The sequence below is a fragment of the Flaviflexus sp. genome (assembly GCF_041440645.1).
In the GTDB taxonomy this organism is placed as follows: Bacteria; Actinomycetota; Actinomycetes; order Actinomycetales; family Actinomycetaceae; genus Flaviflexus.
The window spans coordinates 59543-75708 of sequence record NZ_JASDVN010000042.1 but is presented as its reverse complement, the minus strand read 5'-3'; the positions used below and the strand labels follow the sequence as shown (position 1 = coordinate 75708).

The window sequence follows — 16166 nt, the reverse complement described above, 5'->3', positions numbered from 1 at the left end:
AACGTCACCCATGTCCTGATACAGAACTGTCACCTATGTCCTGAGACATAACAGGTCGTAACTAACCGACCGTGACTAACTGACCGTGACTGAATGTGATCGTGGCTACCCTGCCGCGGTTAACTGGCGGCAGCAAACCTAGAGTCTGCCGGCTTCCTTGAGATCCAGGTAGGTGTCCGCGACCTTGGCTGGGAGGTTCTCGGGCGATGCGAAGACGACAGTGGCTCCGAGGCGAGCAACATGATCGGCGAGAGCCTTCTCCTCAAGGATGGTGCGATGTGCGGCCGCGGCCTCGAACGTGCTCGCGGCGCTACCGTCCGTTTCAGTCATGGTCACGAGGGTAGGGTCGGTTGCGACCGCGATGATGATCGTGTGTCGCTTCATGAGGGGAATGGCCTCCAGCAGGCCGCCCGGGACAACTCCGGAGTCGAGGGCGGTCGTGATGACCACGAGGGCCCTCGTGGAGACCGTTTGGCGGACCTGGGCGGCTACGGCCTTCCAGTCCGTTTGTGTCAGGGTCGGTTGAACGTCGGCGAGTGCCTGGGCTACCTGATGCATGTTGGAACGGCGGGACGGATCGATGCGGACCTTGAGGGCATCGTCGTGGGCGAGGACGTGGAGGCGGTCGCCGGAGCGCTCCGATAGGGCAGCGAGAAGAAGCGTTGTTTCAATGGAGGAATCGATCCGTGGTTCATCGCCGATGCGGATGGCGGAAGAGCGTCCGCAGTCGAGAACGGAAATGATCCTGCGGTCGCGTTCGGGACGCCATGACTTCACGAGTGTCTCACCGCGGCGGGCCGTGGAGCGCCAATCGATGGAGCGAACATCGTCGCCTCGTACGTACTCGCGTAGAGAATCGAACTCGGTACCCTCGCCGGAGACGAGGAGCAGGCTCCGCCCCTCCATCTCCTTCAACCGGTTGATCCGACTTGGCAGGAACCGGCGTGCCGTGAACGCCGGCATGACGGTCAGCGTTGCGTCGTCCTCGCGGGACTGCTGCCGACCAGCAAGCCCAAGAACGCCGAGGGAGCGGATCGTGAGTGGACCGGCCGAGATCTTTCCTCTCCTGGTTGGGGAGATGACGGAGGTGGCCGTGGTACGCCGTCCGGGAGCGAGATCGATCGCAACCGTTGAGGGGGCGACGCTGACAGATGGTGGCCAACCGTTTCGCACGGAGCCCTTGATGCGGCGGGACCCCGAGTTCGTGATCTCCAGGGTCAGGTCAGCGACAGTGCCGAGACGCAGCTTCACATCGGGGCGAGCGATCGTCAGGTTCCGGGGCCGCGGCGCAATCACCCAATCCAGCCCACACAGCACAGCCACCCCGCCAATGACGAGTAGCGGCCACAGGGGTCCCTCCCCGAACAGTCCTGCGGGGATTGCGAGGAGCGTGAGGTAGAGCGAACGGCGGGTGAAGAACATTACCTGGGCACCGGGACCTGGGTGAGGACGTTGCTGATGAGGCGCTCCGACGTCAGTCCGTCCAGTTCCGCCTCGGGGCGCAGGCTAATGCGGTGGGTCAGCGCCTGAACGGCAAGGGTCTTGACGCCATCGGGGGTGCAGTAGTCCCTGCCCGAGAGCCACGCCCACGACTGCGCGGTGCGGAGTAGCGCCGTGGCACCACGGGGTGACACGCCAATCTCGACGGAGGGAGCCGATCGCGTCGCCCGCACGAGGTCGACGATGTAGGCCTGGATGGCGGGATGAACCTCGACGCGCCTGACTTCCTCGCGTGCCGCGAGGATCTGCTGGCCACCAGCAACCGGGTTGATGTTCGCGGTGGAGAGATCGTTCGGATTGAAGGATCCCGCGTGCCTCACCAGCACCTCGAGCTCAGCGTCCCTTTTGGGCAGGGGCACGTTGATCTTCAGGAGGAAACGGTCCAACTGCGCCTCGGGAAGCGGGTACGTTCCCTCGTACTCGACCGGGTTCTGGGTGGCGATCACCATGAAGGGGTTAGGGAGCTCCTTCGAATTACCATCGATCGTCACCTTGTGCTCCGCCATGGCCTCCAACAGTGCCGCCTGGGTTTTCGGTGGGGTCCTGTTGATCTCGTCCGCCAGTAGCAGTTCCGTGAACACGGGGCCGGGGCGGAAGCTGAACTCACCCGTGGAGGACTTGTAGATGAGTGACCCCGTGAGGTCACCGGGCATGAGATCCGGGGTGAACTGGACCCTCTTGTTATTGAGCGAGAGGCTCGCAGCGAGGGCCCGCACGAGCAGGGTTTTTGCGGTGCCGGGAACGCCTTCGAGGAGCACATGCCCATCCGACAGCAGGCCAACGAGCAGGCCGGCAAGCACGGACTCTTGGCCGACGACTGCCTTGCGGACCTCACCGGCGATCTGTGCGAAGGTCCGTTGCGAATCGCTTGCACCCGGGCCCAATGTGGGCATCGTGAGGGGCGGCTGGAACGAGGGGCTAGTCATGGTGGAGCTCCTTGGTGAAGAGGTCGAGACGGTGAGCAAGATCAGTCAGTTCGCGTTCGTTGCTGGGGGAGGGACCGTAGAAGAGGTCGGCTATGGCCGCCCTGTCCCATCCGCTCGCATCGGCGAGCTGGTTGACAACTGTTTCGGGGGTGTCGTTCGTGGGCAGTCCGAGCCTGCCCGAAACCGTATGAATGGTGCCGGCACGCAGAGCGGCTCCAGCGTGAGCCGAGTTCCCGCCGCGCTCGTAGAGCTTCGCTCTGCCGCGGGCGGCCTCCGCTGATGGGACGAGGACGGGTAGTTTCTCTGGGATCAGGGGGCCGGAGGGGCGCCTGACAAACAGGCCGTACCAGAGGGCGACCAGGCCGAAGCCAATGAGGGCGCCGGTGAGGGCGGGAGGAACCGACGGCAGAACCTCCATCGACGCATCCTGCCGCACCGGCATGAGCCACATGAGGTGGTCGGACTGACCCGTGGCGCGGATGCTGACCGCGGCGTTATGGGATCGGTCCAGGTACTCGTTCTGGAAGAGCTCGGGGGAGGCGAAGTAGACGACGTTGTCTGCTTCGACGAGATGGAAACCATCGCCCACGGGGAAGCAACCGGCATAGTCGACGCCTCTCGAGACGCGCTCGATGGCATCGAGGTCCGACACCCAGCCGACGGCGCATTCGGGGCGGGAAGTGTTGGTGGTCGCGTAGGTTGCGTCGACAAAGCTGGTCGGGAGCCACTCGTTCCCGTCCCAACCATCGGCCGATACCACGACGAGATTGCGGCCCGAATCGATGAGTTCCTGGCGTTCCTGGAAGGTCAAGTTGCCTCGTGGGTCCCAGATGAGGATCGTGCCCGCCCCGGCCAAGGCATCGTCGGCGCTGTGCACGAGGTCCACGGTCACCCCGCGGTCGCGCAGGATGCTGGCGAGGGCACCCGCCCCGTCTGGGGCAACGGAACTCGGATGCATTTCTTCCGTGTTGTAGCGGCTCGAGAGGGAGGAGATCGAGAGCGCGAGGGCAATGACCGTGATGATAGCGAGGATAACGAAGAGGATGCCCTGCCAGGGCCTGCGTGTCTTGACGGGTTCACTGAACTTCGTATCGAGGCTCATGCGCGCACCAGCTTCGAGGAGCACTGCTCGTAAAGCCACGACACCATGGCCGCGTCCTCGGCGGAGGCCGATCCGCCACCGTAGACAACGGAATCAAAGATTGCGGCCGCAGGGTGGAGCGGAAGCCCCGTGGTTGCGTTTCCCTGATCGGCTGCCTCCCGGGCCGTCATGCCCGGGGTGGCGATAATGACGCCCTCGCGGTCGAGAACGCGGATGCAGGCACGGTAGTAGTCCGCGCAGGCGGCCGCGTAGTGCCCGGCCTGGTGGGCTGCGCGAGCGTCCTTGAGGAGCGCGGGAAGCTCACGTGTGTCGTCGAGAATCTGGACCGGACCGAACTGCTGTTTCTTCGATCCCGGTCGGAGCCGACCGTAGAAGATAACGAAACCGACCACGAGGATCGTCACCAAAATAACGGTGATGGAGCCAAGAGAGGTCGTTCCCACGTCGACATTGAAGTTGAACTTCTCGAGTTGCTCCGCGATCCATATCCCGATCCGGTCGAGAAGGCTGGTGCCGGTCTGGCGATAACGGTCCTTGCTGAGCTCCTCGATGGCCCACTCGCGTGCCTCATCACCATCGGGATGAAGGAACTGAGTGGCAAGGAGAGTAAGGACCGTCATGACGCTAAAGTTGACCCCTAGGAGTTTCTCACCTGGTGGTGGAAGTCCTCACGCTCCATGCGCAGGTTGATGTAGATGACGTTCGAGACCGCCTGCACGATGGCTGCCATGAACGCGGTAGCGATGGCGGAGGTGATCGAGGAGATGGCGATGGCTTCACCGAGGGTGGCAAACAGTGCGGCGACGAGTGACATCACGATGGAGATGACGATCGACATGACGATCATGAGGACAAGAGTGACAAGGAACGTCACGAAGATGGAGCCCGCGCGTCCGCGCGTGAGTTGAAGGGAACGCGAGATCGAGTTGATGGGTCCGCGCTGTTCGGCAACGAGAACGGGCACAACGCACACGAATCGAATGGCGAGGTAGATGCCGCCGATGATGAGCGCGATCATGACGACGGCAAAGAAGCCGTCCCCGAGACCGGCAAACAGCGGAAGGATGCCAAAACCGAGAAGAGCCGTCAACGCCAGGAACGCTAGCGCGTACACGAGGTAGGCAAGCCCAAGCCTGCCAGCATCACCCACGGACATGCTGATTGCGCGACCGATCGAAATCTTTCGGCCATAGACAGCACTCATCGACGCGTTAATCGAGGTCGTGTAGATGAGGAGGCCGGCAAAGAAGGACACGAGGCTGGCGAGCAGCAACGACACGATGAAACCGGTGGGTAGATCGTTGAAGTCTCCCGTCAGTTGGTCGACCGTGATCACGGCAGCGTCACCCGCAGCGTAGCTGATGCCGATCGAGATCAGACCGACGACCAAGTAGACGAGGAGCGGAAGCACAATGAGAACAGCGGGGTTGAATCGGATGAGGCGAATGGCCGCATCGATCTGCTCCATCGGGGTAAGCGGGTGCAGGGGGAAGGGAGATCCGTTGCTGCCCGTGTAGGGGCTACGAGGACCCACGTAGTCCCCGGATGCGTCACCAAACTGGCCGTACTCGGAATAGTTGTTCGACGAACCTGGGTTCGAAGAGTATGAAGAGTACGAAGGTCCAGAATCCTGGAAGTATCCGAAGGGGCGCTGATCCTGCTGTCCGTAGGGGCCCTGCTGGCCGTCCTGGCTCGGCTGGTCGCCCTGATAAGGATTACGCAGAACGGAGCGGTCCGAATCTGACTGATCGCCCTGGCCTCCCTGGGATGCTTCCCAGCGGTCAACGAAGCCCTTGTCCTCGTTGGAACCCTGGGACTCGTTGTCGTTGCTGTGTTCGTTTTCGCCTTCGGGTCGCCAACGACCATTGTCATTCGTCATGCCGTGCTCCAATCGTTGGATATCTCCATCACATCTTGGCACAGCAAACCGGCAGGCCAACATACATATCCATTTTGGGAACCGATCCCCATCGAGAGAGCAGACCTTTGGTCACGCTTCGCATCTGGGCGGTTCACCGGTCGTTCACGGTCGCGGTGGCGGGAGAGTCTCGCGGAGATTGATACCGGGAAGCAGACGGTGGTGACGGCTCAAATCCTGATGGGTCGGTCAAGACTAAATGTGAATACTGTCAACTCGCCTATGGTTGGTTGTTCAATGTCGCGAGTGCTCCGGGCATTTTCTGCTCATTCATGGGAAACTACTCTTATGAAGTCCCGCATACTTGTCGTCGATGATGATCCGTCGATCTCGGAAATGGTCGCAATCCTTCTTGAATCAGAAGGCTACGACGTCACCGTCTGTGCTGACGGTCAGTCCGTCCTTCCGCTCTATCGTGCGGAGCGTCCCGATCTGGTGCTTCTCGACGTCATGCTTCCCGGCATGAACGGCGTGGAGGTCTGCAAGGTTCTGCGGGAAGAAACCGACATCCCCATCATCATGATGAGTGCGCTCACGGACTCCGTTGATGTCATTGCTGGCCTCGAGGCCGGAGCCGATGACTACGTGACGAAGCCGTTTGAGAACCAGGTTCTCATGGCCCGCATCAAGGCACGCCTGCGTCGCCAGGAGCTCGAACCCGAGATCCTGAAGGTCGCTGACCTGACCATCGACATCACCGGCCACACGGTCAAGCGCGGGGATGAGACGCTGCCGCTCACGCCCCTCGAGTTTGACCTGCTGGTTGCGCTCGCGAGGAAGCCGCGCCAGGTGTTCTCCCGTGAGGAACTGCTGGAACTTGTGTGGGGTTACCGGCACAGCGCCGATACTCGACTCGTCAACGTCCATGTCCAGCGCCTGCGCGCCAAGGTGGAGAAAGACCAGGATAATCCCGAGGTTGTTGTCACCGTGCGCGGCGTTGGATACCGGGCGGGTGCGGCACAGGAGTGACCTCTCAGGCTTCTGAAGGGGAGTCGGCGGGTCGCTCTCGGGGCAGGCTGATCGCCGACAAAATTGCTGAGGTCTCTCGCTACTTTCGTCAGCGTCTCCAAGTCCGAGTCATCGCCATTCTGCTGTCCCTCGTCACCGTGTCGGTTGCCTTGACGTTTGGCATTTCCCTGTGGCAAATCCGCAACCAGGTATTCGAAAACAGGGTCGATTCGATCGTTGAGGAATTCGGTAACGATGCTCGGGCCGCGCAGCAGAGCTTCTCCGCAACCATTGGTTCCAACCCCGGCGAAGTGCAGCTGCTGGCAAACCAGATCGTCAACGGACTCTACGATCCGTCCTCCTCCATTACCGGCGTCATGCTCATGCGGTCCGATAATCAGGATTCGAGCGGACTGCAAATCCTTGAGCCGGTGACGGGTCCTTCCTCGATCCGTGACCTTGTCTCCGACGATCTCCGGGCGCAGACCTCGAGTTCGGAGGCACTGCACTGGCAGTCGGTGGAAATCCCCGGTAGTAATGGGCAGACCCACCCCGGCATCGTCATCGGTGTTTCCATCACGATCCCGGGTACCGGCAACTACGAGTTGTACTCGGTGTTCTCGATGGAGTCGGAGCAGCAGCTCCTCAACCTCGTGACCACGGTCCAGGTTGCTGCCGCCGGCATCCTCATTATTCTCCTCGTACTCATGGCAATCGTTCTCGTGCGCATGGTGCTTGGGCCCATCAAGGAGGCCTCCCGGAATGCGAGGCGCATTGCCGATGGTGCCTTCGAGGTCCGCATGGACGTTCGGGGGGACGATGAGCTCGCTCAGCTCGCCAGCTCCTTCAACCAGATGGCCTCCTCCCTGGATGAACAGTTCACCCGCCTGCAGAAGCTGTCGAAGGTCCAGCAAGACTTCGTCTCGGCCGTGTCACACGAGCTCCGGTCCCCGGTCACGACGATCCGCATGGCGGGGCAACTGATCTACGACAAGAGGGAGGAACTGCCCTCCTCGTTGCAGCGTTCCGCGGAGCTCCTGCAGCGCCAGCTTGTCAACCTTGATGCCATGCTGGCCGACCTTCTCGAGATCTCGAGATTCGATGCTGGCGCGATGGCGCTCAACAACGAGAGTGCCGACATGTCCGACCTCGTTCAGAACGTGGTGGAGATGGCGGCACCGCTTGCCGCGGAGGATGGCGTGGATGTACTCGTCTACTCGCGCGGCGATACCTACGCCGATGTCGAGCACAGGCGCGTCGAACGAATCGTACGCAACCTCCTCGTCAACGCCATTGAGCACGCCGAGGGCGGCAATGTCCGTGTCGACGTCGTCGGAAACGAAACCGCTGTGGCGGTGCGCGTCGTCGACAACGGTGTGGGCATGAGCCAGGACCAGGTCGACCACGTGTTTGATCGCTTCTGGCGTGCTGACGCGGCTCGCGTTCGAAAGGCGGGAGGTACCGGCCTTGGCCTGACCATTGCCCGCGAGGATGCGAACCTGCACGGCGGCGAGATCCGGGTGTGGGGTGTACTGGGAGAGGGATCCAGCTTCCTCCTCATTCTGCCCCGCGAACCGGGTAGCCCCTACGTGTCGCCTCTCGATGTTCAGGTAGATTTCGATGTGCTGGAGTTTGTGGAGGAGGAAACGTGAAAAAGCTCTGGGCTTTGCTCGCCGCGGTCTCCATGCTCGCCGCCTGTACAGCGCTCCCATCGGAAGGTCCGGTCCACGCAACCCGCGCCCCATCGGATGCGACTCGGAACGTTGGTCTGCACGCGAACGGCCCCAGTGAGGGCGCGACTCCCGAGGAGATCGTTCAAGGCTTCCTCACGGCGTCCGGTGCGGGCCCATCCAACGACTTTGCCGTGGCCCGTCAGTTCCTTTCGCAGGAGGCCTCCGCCAACTGGCGTCCCCTTACTGAAGTGAGGATCTACTCGGACTCCCGGGTTCCCGTGACGACTCGGACCGAGACTCAGGGCGTGCGACTCAGCCTCGGTAGCGAGGGCTCCTTGGACGAGGATGGTCGCTTCACGTCATCGAGCCGTGATGCTGTCATCACGACCGACTTTTCGCTCGCACGTAACTCCGATGGTGAATGGCGCATCATCGACCTCGAGGATGGTCTGCTCATCTCTGCCACCCTCTTCGATTCCCAGTACGCCAAGTCGGAACTTTACTTCCTCACCTCCGATTCGCGTTACCTTGTTGCCGACATTCGTTGGTTCCCGCGCAACACGTACGCGACCTCGGCAGCGATTGAACTGTTTGCTGGACCCGCTCCGTGGCTTGCCAGCGCTGTCCACACCGCGATCCCGCCGAACACGACAATCGGCACTCGAGGCATCTCCATTGACAACGGTCTCGCAACGGTCTCACTCAGCGAGGAAGCGCTATCCGTCACCGGTTATCAGAGGATCCTGTTCGAGGCGCAGGTGGAGGAGACACTGACGATGCTCTCCAACGTGCAGGATGTTGAGCTGACTATTGATGGCGCTCCCTGGCAGATCTCCAGTGGTTCCGCACCCTCGACGTATCCGTTCACGGACTCGCGCACTCTTGTGCTCGTGGCAGGTCAGCCGTCGCTCTTTCGGGATGGCACCTCCGTTGGTCTGAACATGGCGAGCACTCCCGAGAATCTCCATTCCCTCGCAATGGGCTATGGGGAGGATCCGCTCATGGTTGGCATCTCCGGGAACCGGCTCGTCACCCTCCCCAACGACGGAACAGCATCCCGAACCCTATACGAGGGTCCCGAACTCATCCCACCCTCCGTCGACATCTACGACTGGGTGTGGTCGGGGCGCTCGAATGGTGGCGGCACCATCACGGTCGCAGACCCCGAAGGTGAAACCATCGACATCTCTGTTCCGTGGCTCGAGGACGGCCTCATCGACTCCATCCATGTCTCCCGCGAGGGAGCTCGCGCTGTGATCGTGTGGCAGACCGAGACAACCACCTACCTGACCGCGGTCGCGATCGTTCGCGACGGCGAGGGGCGTCCGATTTCGCTAGGAGAACCCTTCGAACTGGGGTCGACGATTGACAGCGTGACTGATGTTGCGTGGATTGACGAGACCACGGTCGCGGCGCTCGCCACTCTGACGGGTAGCAACAGCCCCGCCATCTACTCCATCCCAATCGGCGGCCCGATCCACACAATCACCGAGGCTAACGGAGCCACCCATATCACCGCCGGCAACGGAGAGGACTCCATCATCGTTGCCACCGAGAACGGTCAGATCCTTGAACGCTCCGGTGGTGGTTGGAAGTTGCTCCTCACGGACGGAAGCGACCCGGCGCTGGCGGGTTGAGTACCCATCCACAGGCACAAGATAGGCATGGAGAGCGCGGCGAATACTTAACGGTATGACCCGCGCTCTCACCTTTCTTCTCGACACGGTTTTCCCCGCACAGTGCCCGTGCGGCCAATGGGACACTCCCGCCTGCGATGCGTGCCTTGAACTCATCGGCACGCCCTTCCAGGTCGCCCAGTACCTGCCACGCCTCTCCCGCATCCAACCCGACGGCAGCGACCTGCCCCTGTTCCCGGTGTGGTCCCTCTCCTCCTACGACGACCTCGGAGGAATTATCCGGGCCTGGAAGGCGCGACCCAACTCCGACCTCGACTCCCTCATCGGAGACAGGATCGAGGAGAATGCCCGCCACCTGCTCCCGATGATCGATTGGCGTGGCGATGATGGTGCGAACACGAGCCAAGGAAACACCGCACGCGCTCACTCCTTATCCCATGCCCCGAAAGAACGACCCAGCACAGAGGCCGCGGGTCACACGAACAGACACCGCACCGATGACAAAGTCATTGACCACATTGACTACGCGGGCGCCATTGACATGGACCGGGACGAAGCATCAAACGGACTTGGTGGCGTTCGTACAAGCAAGCATGAGCGAGCATTGCGAATCCACGTGGTACCGGCACCGTCACGAATCTCCCGATATCGGTCTGACACGTTCATTGCGGGAACCATTGCCGACCGGGTAGCTCACGCCCTCGCGTCCGTCGCGGGGGAGGGCAGCATCGTGACCTCGGTCGATCTCTTTGCGCCGCGCAGTGGGCGCCAACGAGGCAGAACTCGGAAGGGACGCCACGAGCGTTCCCCGGTCCGGCTGCGAGCACACACCGAACCTCTGAACGTCCTGCTCGTGGACGATGTTGCAACGACCGGAGCAACGTTGGAGGCCTGCTCGCAGGCCCTCCACCAGGGCAAACATTCGTTACTTGGAGCCCTCTGTATTTCGGCCGTTGTTCCGCCGGGAATTATCCCCCAACCGTCGCCGGCGAAGGTAAACGTGGAGTAAAATGATGAGACGATCTCCACAAAGGAATCGTGAACTCGAAGGAGGTGGTTGGTTCTTCTCGCCACTTCGGCGAGTTTGCAATTTCATCGGGCGAAAGCCCACATCCCCCTTCAAAAGAGGAGCTAATCGTGGAAATCATCGTACAAGGACGTAATGCCGAGATTTCGGATCGGTTTAAGGAGCATGTCATTGACAAGCTCTCCAAGGTAGAACAGTTCGCACCCCGCGCCCAGCGCGTGGAAGTGGAAGTCACGCACGAAGCCCATTTGGCTCAGACCGACGTGACGGAAAAGATTGAGATCACGGTCATCGACAAGGGACCGGTTATTCGCGCAGAGGCCTCAGCGTCAGACCGCGGCGCAGCTCTCGATCTCGCATCCACCAAACTCATTGAACGCCTCCGCAGGTCTCGTGACCGCAAGAAGGCACATCGCCGCAAGGACGGCAGTGAGCAGGTCCCGACCGAGCTCAACATCGACCTCAATGAACTGAACCAGCAGAAGACCGAAACCAAGCCGGAACCGTCCGTGCCCAGTGAGCCCGGCGTTGCCATCGAGCAGCAGCTTGGGGACTCTCCCGTGATCGTTCGGCAGAAGCTTCACGAAGCTGAGCCGATGAGCGTGGATCAGGCACTGTACGAGATGGAGATGGTGGGGCACCCGTTCTACCTGTTCATCGATGAGGAAACGAAGCAGCCCTGCGTCGTCTACCACCGCCACGGTTGGACCTACGGTGTCATCCGCCTCGACACCACGGTGACCGACAAGTAGAAGGATAACAGTCTCAAAAAGGCTCAAGGATCTATCAGCAAAGAACCTTCCAGGTGTGCCCACGAGCCCACGGCTCGTGGGCACCCGTTTGTCTAGGCAGGGGAGGGGCGTGGGAAACCCACACCATGCCCGTACTGATTCACTCCGAGGCCTCTGCGTCCACTCTGACCGCACTCATCGTTGCCTGTTTGCTCCCGGTGGGCGATAGCTCTTGGTTCCTCCCTCGCTCCCTTCACCGCTCCCGTCTTCCTGCTCTCCTCTCTTAGAGAGATGAGTTTCTGCAAAAGGTACGTAACGGTAAACTGGTGGGGTATGTCCATCGTCTGAGACTCGAGGTACACGTGAGCGATCGTCCGCTGTCTGTTGCTGTTATTGGTGCTGGCCCGGCAGGTATCTACGCCGCCGACATTCTGGCTAAAGCGGATATTGATACGTCAATTGACCTGTATGAACGACTTCCTGCTCCGTTTGGTTTGGTGAGGTACGGCGTTGCTCCCGACCATCCGCGAATCAAGCAGATCATCGTGGCCCTCTACAAGATCCTGCAGCGCGGAGACATTCGCCTGATCGGCAACGTGACCGTGGGTGAGGACATCACGATTGAGGACCTCCAGGAGCATTACGACGCGATCATCATCGCGACCGGTTCCGACAAGGACTCTCCCCTCGACATCCCGGGCGTTGACCTCGACGGCAGCTACGGCGCCGCCGACTTCGTGTCCTGGTACGACGGCCACCCGGACTACCCGCGGGAGTGGCCGCTGGAGGCGAAGGAAGTTGCCGTCATCGGTGTTGGCAACGTGGCACTCGATGTCGCCCGCATCCTCGCCAAGCACCCCGACGACCTCATGGTGACCGAGATTCCCGAGAACGTGGAGAAGGGCCTGCGTTCCAGCCCCGTGACTGACGTGCACGTGTTTGGTCGCCGCGGCCCCGCCCAGGTGAAGTTCACCCCGCTGGAGTTACGCGAGCTTGGCAAGGTCCCGGACGTTGACGTCATCGTTTATGAAGAAGACTTTGATTTCGATGAGGGATCGCAGGACGCGATCAGCTCCTCGAACCAGACGAAGCAGGTCGTCAATACCCTGACCGACTGGGTCATGAGGGACGAGGAATTCACGGCATCCCGCCGCATTCACATTCACATGATGCAGTCCCCGGTCGAGATCCTCGGTGACGGCAAGGTCGAGGGGATCAGGATGGAGAGGACGGAACTCGTTGGCGACGGCTCCGTCAAGGGCACCGGTGAGTTTATCGACTACCCGGTTCAGGCCGTCTACCGCGCCGTTGGTTACTTCTCATCCCCAATCAACGGGCTCCCCTTCGACGAGGTGCGCGGTGTCATCCCGAATGTCGAGGGCAGGGTCATCGCCCCCGGCGGCGACCACATTCCCGGTATCTACTCGACCGGTTGGGTCAAGCGCGGCCCCGTCGGCCTCATTGGTTCGACGAAGTCGGATGCGAGGGAGACGATTGGTCACCTCGTGGAGGATGCTCAGGCCGGCAAGCTCGACCACGACCGCGACATCTCCGGCGTCGGCTACGAGGCCATGACCCAGCTGCTGGATGAGCGGGGAATCAAGTACACGACCTGGCAGGGCTGGGAGATGCTCGAAGCGTTCGAGATGTCCCTCGGTGAGGCCCAGGGCAGGGAACGCGTCAAGGTGGTGGAGCGGGACACCATGACGGCAATTTCCCGCGGTGAAGAGCATGATGGGAAGCTGTACTGATGCACGGAGAGTATAAGGAACCGGGACACAAGCTCGTTGTTGTCGACCTTGAGGTCCAGGACGGCGTCCTCACCGACGTGCAGATCGCTGGCGACTTCTTCCTCGAACCAGACGACGCTCTCCCTAGGATCACCGAGGCAATCGAGGGACTTCCGCAGGAAACGGCCGCGGCCGATATCGCCGCTGCGATCACCACTGTTCTCAAGCCCACCGACGAACTCTTTGGCCTTAGCCCCCAGGGCATTGCCACGGCGGTGCGTCGCGCCCTTGGCAAGTCGATCGACTGGGACGATATCGACTTCGAGGTGATCCACGGCCCCGTTGTCTCCCCGATGCTCAATGTGGCGATGGACGAGACTCTCGTCGAGGACGTTGCGGCGGGACGCCGCAAGCCCTTCATGAGGATCTGGGAATGGGACTCTCCCTGCGTTGTCATCGGATCCTTCCAGTCAGTTTCCAACGAGATCGACTGGGATGGGATGAACAAGCACGGGGTTACCCTGTGCCGACGGGTCACCGGCGGGGGAGCGATGTTCATGGAGGCAGGCAACTGCATCACGTACTCGCTCGTGGTTCCCACCGCCCTCGTGGACGGCATGAGCTTCAGAGACTCCTACCCGTTCCTTGACGAATGGGTGATGGAGGCGCTCGAGAAGGTGGGCGTCAGGGCCACCTACGTTCCGCTCAACGACATTGCGTCCGAGCAGGGCAAGATCGGTGGAGCAGCTCAGAAGCACTTCGCTAGCGGCGTCATGGTTCACCACGTGACGATGAGCTACGACATCGATGCCGAGAAGATGATGGACTGCATCCGCATCGGCAAGGAGAAGGTCCGCGATAAGGGCCTGCGTTCCGCCGTCAAGCGGGTTGACCCGATGAAGTCCCAGACCGGCATGGCCCGCGGGGACATCATTGATGTGTTCCTCGATCATTTCGCCACGAAGTTCAACGCGAAGCCGGGTGAGATCACCGAGGCACACCTCGAGGTGGCGCAGGCGCGCCGCGAATCCAAGTTCGATACTGACGAATGGAAGTTCCGCCTCCCGTAAGGTGGCTTCCACCGCCAAAGAAAGCTGAGAGAAGAATGAACCGTTCTACACTCAACGGAGTGAAAACCGCCCTGTTGCTTGGTTTGTTGTGGGCGGTGCTGCTCGGCATCGGCGCCCTGCTCGCCAACGCGACAGGCAACGTCATCTACATCGGTGTCTTCGCGGTCCTCGGCCTCGGCTCGACCGCGTATTCGTACTGGAATTCCGACAAACTCGCGATCCGCTCCATGAACGCACGCGAGGTCAGCGAGGCGGAGTTCCCCTGGTATCACCAGACTGTCCGGGAACTGGCGGAGAAGGCTGGCAAGCCCATGCCTCGCCTCTACGTCGCCCCCACCCAGTCACCCAACGCCTTCGCAACGGGACGCAACCGGAAGAATGCCGCGGTCTGCGTGACCGACGGCATCCTCAACCTGCTCTCCGAGAGGGAACTGCGGGCGGTGCTAGGTCACGAGCTCATGCACGTCTACAACCGAGACATCCTCACCTCCTCCGTGGCGGCCGGCATGGCGGGTCTCATTTCCTCTATCGCGCAGCTCTTCATGTGGATGGGACTGAGCGGTGGACGCAACCGAAACAACAACGGCAACCCGCTCGCGATCATTGGCATGCTGTTCATGGCGATCCTCGCTCCGCTCGCAGCGTCACTCATTCAGCTCGCCGTTTCCCGCACGAGGGAATACGACGCCGACCACGATGGTGCGGAGCTAACCGAGGACCCGCTGGCACTCGCCTCTGCCCTCAACAAGATCTCTGGCGGCACGGCCCGCACCCCCATGCGGGAAACGCCCGTGATGGACTCCGTCTCCCACATGATGATCGCCAACCCCTTCGCAGGGAAGGGACGCGCCCTCTTCTCAACCCACCCGCCCATGGAGGACAGGATCAAGCGCCTGGAGGAGATGGCCGGGTACTAGCCCGAAGGCTCACACATCACGACCTGAAGAAGGGCCCTGCCTCACTCGCGAGGCAGGGCCCTCCCACATGTTCTCCTTGTCGCTCAGAACCGATGCGAACGGAGATACCGACAGGGGCCCCGGTACAGCCCCCGCTGGGGTTGATTGTTGGATTGTGTGTAACCCAAGTGATTGACGAGTAAAGGGTGGCAATGGCAGTGAGGGTGCATGGCTGTGGGGCCGGCAGTAGCCGGCCCCACGAGCGCAGTAGTAGCAGTCTGGTAACTGTTTAGCGGTAGTTCTGGAAGGATACCGCGAAGTCGAACTCGGCGCCCTTGAGAAGGGCGATCACGGCCTGCAGATCGTCACGAGACTTCGAGGTGACGCGCACCTCGTCGCCCTGGATCTGGGTCTTGACCGACTTCGGTCCCTCATCGCGAATCAGCTTTGTGATCTTCTTCGCGTTCTCCTGAGAGATGCCCTCCTTGAGCGCTCCGGCGAGACGGTACTCCTTGCCGGACTGCTGGGGGACACCCTCACCAACATCGAGTGACTTCAGTGACACGCCGCGGCGGACGAGCTTGGTTTGGAGGACGTCGTAGACGGCGAGGCAGCGCTCCTCAGAGTTCGCCTTCATGACGACCGACTCGCCCTTGAGCTCGATCGATGCGTCCACTCCCTTGAAGTCGTAACGCTGGTTGATTTCCTTCGCTGTCTGGTTGACGGCGTTATCAACCTCCTGCATGTCGTACTTCGATACAACGTCAAACGACGAGTCAGCCATGGTGTTCCTTTCGCTTGGCTAGCGCCCCAAATGAGAGGTCGCGCACTGGTACGCTTCCCAGTTTGACACGACCGGGAGGATAGTTGGTAGTCTCCCTTATGCACCCCTTGGGTGTACGGCGGATTGACCGAGCGGCCAATGGTATCTGACTGTAAATCAGACGCGAAAGCTACGGGGGTTCGAATCCCTCATCCGCCACCGCATGATTCGTCGTGCATGCGCGT

14 protein-coding genes and 1 tRNA gene are annotated in these 16166 nt (G+C 61.2%); 9 read left to right on the top strand and 6 right to left on the bottom strand.

Going from position 1 to position 16166, the window contains the following annotated elements; genetic code table 11:
* Positions 1-138: 138 nt before the first annotated feature.
* From QMB98_RS05935 to QMB98_RS05915, 5 genes are read right to left on the bottom strand one after another with little or no spacing between them, the layout of a single operon-like run.
* Entirely contained in the window at positions 139-1422 is a 1284-nt protein-coding gene (locus QMB98_RS05935) for a DUF58 domain-containing protein (protein ID WP_371684758.1), read from the bottom strand.
* Positions 1422-2393: an AAA family ATPase gene (locus QMB98_RS05930; protein WP_371684761.1), complete on the bottom strand. Its 972-nt coding sequence runs from the start codon at positions 2391-2393 to the stop codon at positions 1422-1424. The genes QMB98_RS05935 and QMB98_RS05930 overlap by 1 nt, the downstream gene beginning before the upstream one ends.
* Before the next feature lie 25 nt (positions 2394-2418).
* Positions 2419-3567 carry a DUF4350 domain-containing protein gene (locus tag QMB98_RS05925; RefSeq protein WP_371684757.1) on the bottom strand — a complete coding sequence of 383 codons (1149 nt, stop codon included), beginning with the start codon at positions 3565-3567 and terminating at the stop codon, positions 2419-2421.
* Positions 3525-4148, bottom strand: a complete 624-nt coding sequence (locus QMB98_RS05920; RefSeq protein ID WP_371684756.1) for a DUF4129 domain-containing protein — start codon at positions 4146-4148, stop codon at positions 3525-3527. Before QMB98_RS05920 ends, QMB98_RS05925 begins: the two co-directional genes overlap by 43 nt.
* 17 nt (positions 4149-4165) lie before the next feature.
* On the bottom strand, positions 4166-5407 hold the full coding sequence (locus QMB98_RS05915; protein WP_371684755.1) for a glycerophosphoryl diester phosphodiesterase membrane domain-containing protein: 1242 nt from the start codon (positions 5405-5407) through the stop codon (positions 4166-4168).
* A 327-nt stretch (positions 5408-5734) separates the two neighbouring features.
* Here QMB98_RS05915 and mtrA point away from each other — a divergent pair, with 327 nt between their 5' ends.
* From mtrA to htpX, 8 genes are all read left to right on the top strand, one after another.
* Complete coding sequence (gene mtrA / locus QMB98_RS05910; RefSeq protein ID WP_371684754.1) at positions 5735-6415, top strand: MtrAB system response regulator MtrA; 681 nt, start codon at positions 5735-5737, stop codon at positions 6413-6415.
* The gene (mtrB, locus tag QMB98_RS05905) at positions 6412-8046 is read left to right on the top strand and encodes an MtrAB system histidine kinase MtrB (RefSeq protein WP_371684753.1); all 1635 of its coding nucleotides are present in this window, start codon (positions 6412-6414) and stop codon (positions 8044-8046) included. Before mtrA ends, mtrB begins: the two co-directional genes overlap by 4 nt.
* Positions 8043-9704 (top strand): LpqB family beta-propeller domain-containing protein, encoded by a 1662-nt coding sequence (locus tag QMB98_RS05900; protein ID WP_371684752.1) that lies wholly within the window; start codon positions 8043-8045, stop codon positions 9702-9704. The genes mtrB and QMB98_RS05900 overlap by 4 nt, the downstream gene beginning before the upstream one ends.
* Before the next feature lie 55 nt (positions 9705-9759).
* Positions 9760-10713 (top strand): ComF family protein, encoded by a 954-nt coding sequence (locus QMB98_RS05895; RefSeq protein WP_371684751.1) that lies wholly within the window; start codon positions 9760-9762, stop codon positions 10711-10713.
* Positions 10714-10841: 128 nt separating this feature from the next.
* A complete protein-coding gene (gene hpf, locus QMB98_RS05890) occupies positions 10842-11483 on the top strand; it encodes a ribosome hibernation-promoting factor, HPF/YfiA family (RefSeq protein WP_371684750.1) in 642 nt (213 codons plus the stop codon).
* A gap of 341 nt (positions 11484-11824) precedes the next feature.
* Positions 11825-13213, top strand: a complete 1389-nt coding sequence (locus QMB98_RS05885; RefSeq protein ID WP_371684749.1) for an FAD-dependent oxidoreductase — start codon at positions 11825-11827, stop codon at positions 13211-13213.
* Positions 13213-14262, top strand: coding sequence for a biotin/lipoate A/B protein ligase family protein (locus QMB98_RS05880; protein WP_371684748.1), 1050 nt, complete (start codon positions 13213-13215; stop codon positions 14260-14262). Before QMB98_RS05885 ends, QMB98_RS05880 begins: the two co-directional genes overlap by 1 nt.
* A 35-nt stretch (positions 14263-14297) precedes the next feature.
* Positions 14298-15179, top strand: coding sequence for a zinc metalloprotease HtpX (gene htpX, locus QMB98_RS05875; protein ID WP_371684747.1), 882 nt, complete (start codon positions 14298-14300; stop codon positions 15177-15179).
* A gap of 268 nt (positions 15180-15447) precedes the next feature.
* Here htpX and QMB98_RS05870 read toward each other — a convergent pair whose 3' ends face one another.
* Positions 15448-15942 carry a YajQ family cyclic di-GMP-binding protein gene (locus QMB98_RS05870; RefSeq protein ID WP_371684746.1) on the bottom strand — a complete coding sequence of 165 codons (495 nt, stop codon included), beginning with the start codon at positions 15940-15942 and terminating at the stop codon, positions 15448-15450.
* Positions 15943-16059: 117 nt separating this feature from the next.
* Here QMB98_RS05870 and QMB98_RS05865 point away from each other — a divergent pair.
* Positions 16060-16140: transfer RNA gene (locus QMB98_RS05865), tRNA-Tyr, on the top strand.
* Positions 16141-16166 lie beyond the last annotated feature (26 nt).

What these genes read in the sequence shown, in the direction of transcription:
- QMB98_RS05920 (WP_371684756.1), bottom strand. Translation starts at nt 4,148, where the DNA reads ATGACGGTCCTTACTCTCCTTGCCACTCAGTTCCTTCATCCCGATGGT.
- QMB98_RS05895 (WP_371684751.1), top strand. Translation starts at nt 9,760, where the DNA reads ATGACCCGCGCTCTCACCTTTCTTCTCGACACGGTTTTCCCCGCACAG.
- QMB98_RS05880 (WP_371684748.1), top strand. Translation starts at nt 13,213, where the DNA reads ATGCACGGAGAGTATAAGGAACCGGGACACAAGCTCGTTGTTGTCGAC.
- QMB98_RS05935 (WP_371684758.1), bottom strand. Translation starts at nt 1,422, where the DNA reads ATGTTCTTCACCCGCCGTTCGCTCTACCTCACGCTCCTCGCAATCCCC.
- QMB98_RS05930 (WP_371684761.1), bottom strand. Translation starts at nt 2,393, where the DNA reads ATGCCCACATTGGGCCCGGGTGCAAGCGATTCGCAACGGACCTTCGCA.
- mtrA (WP_371684754.1), top strand. Translation starts at nt 5,735, where the DNA reads ATGAAGTCCCGCATACTTGTCGTCGATGATGATCCGTCGATCTCGGAA.
- QMB98_RS05915 (WP_371684755.1), bottom strand. Translation starts at nt 5,407, where the DNA reads ATGACGAATGACAATGGTCGTTGGCGACCCGAAGGCGAAAACGAACAC.
- QMB98_RS05870 (WP_371684746.1), bottom strand. Translation starts at nt 15,942, where the DNA reads ATGGCTGACTCGTCGTTTGACGTTGTATCGAAGTACGACATGCAGGAG.
- htpX (WP_371684747.1), top strand. Translation starts at nt 14,298, where the DNA reads ATGAACCGTTCTACACTCAACGGAGTGAAAACCGCCCTGTTGCTTGGT.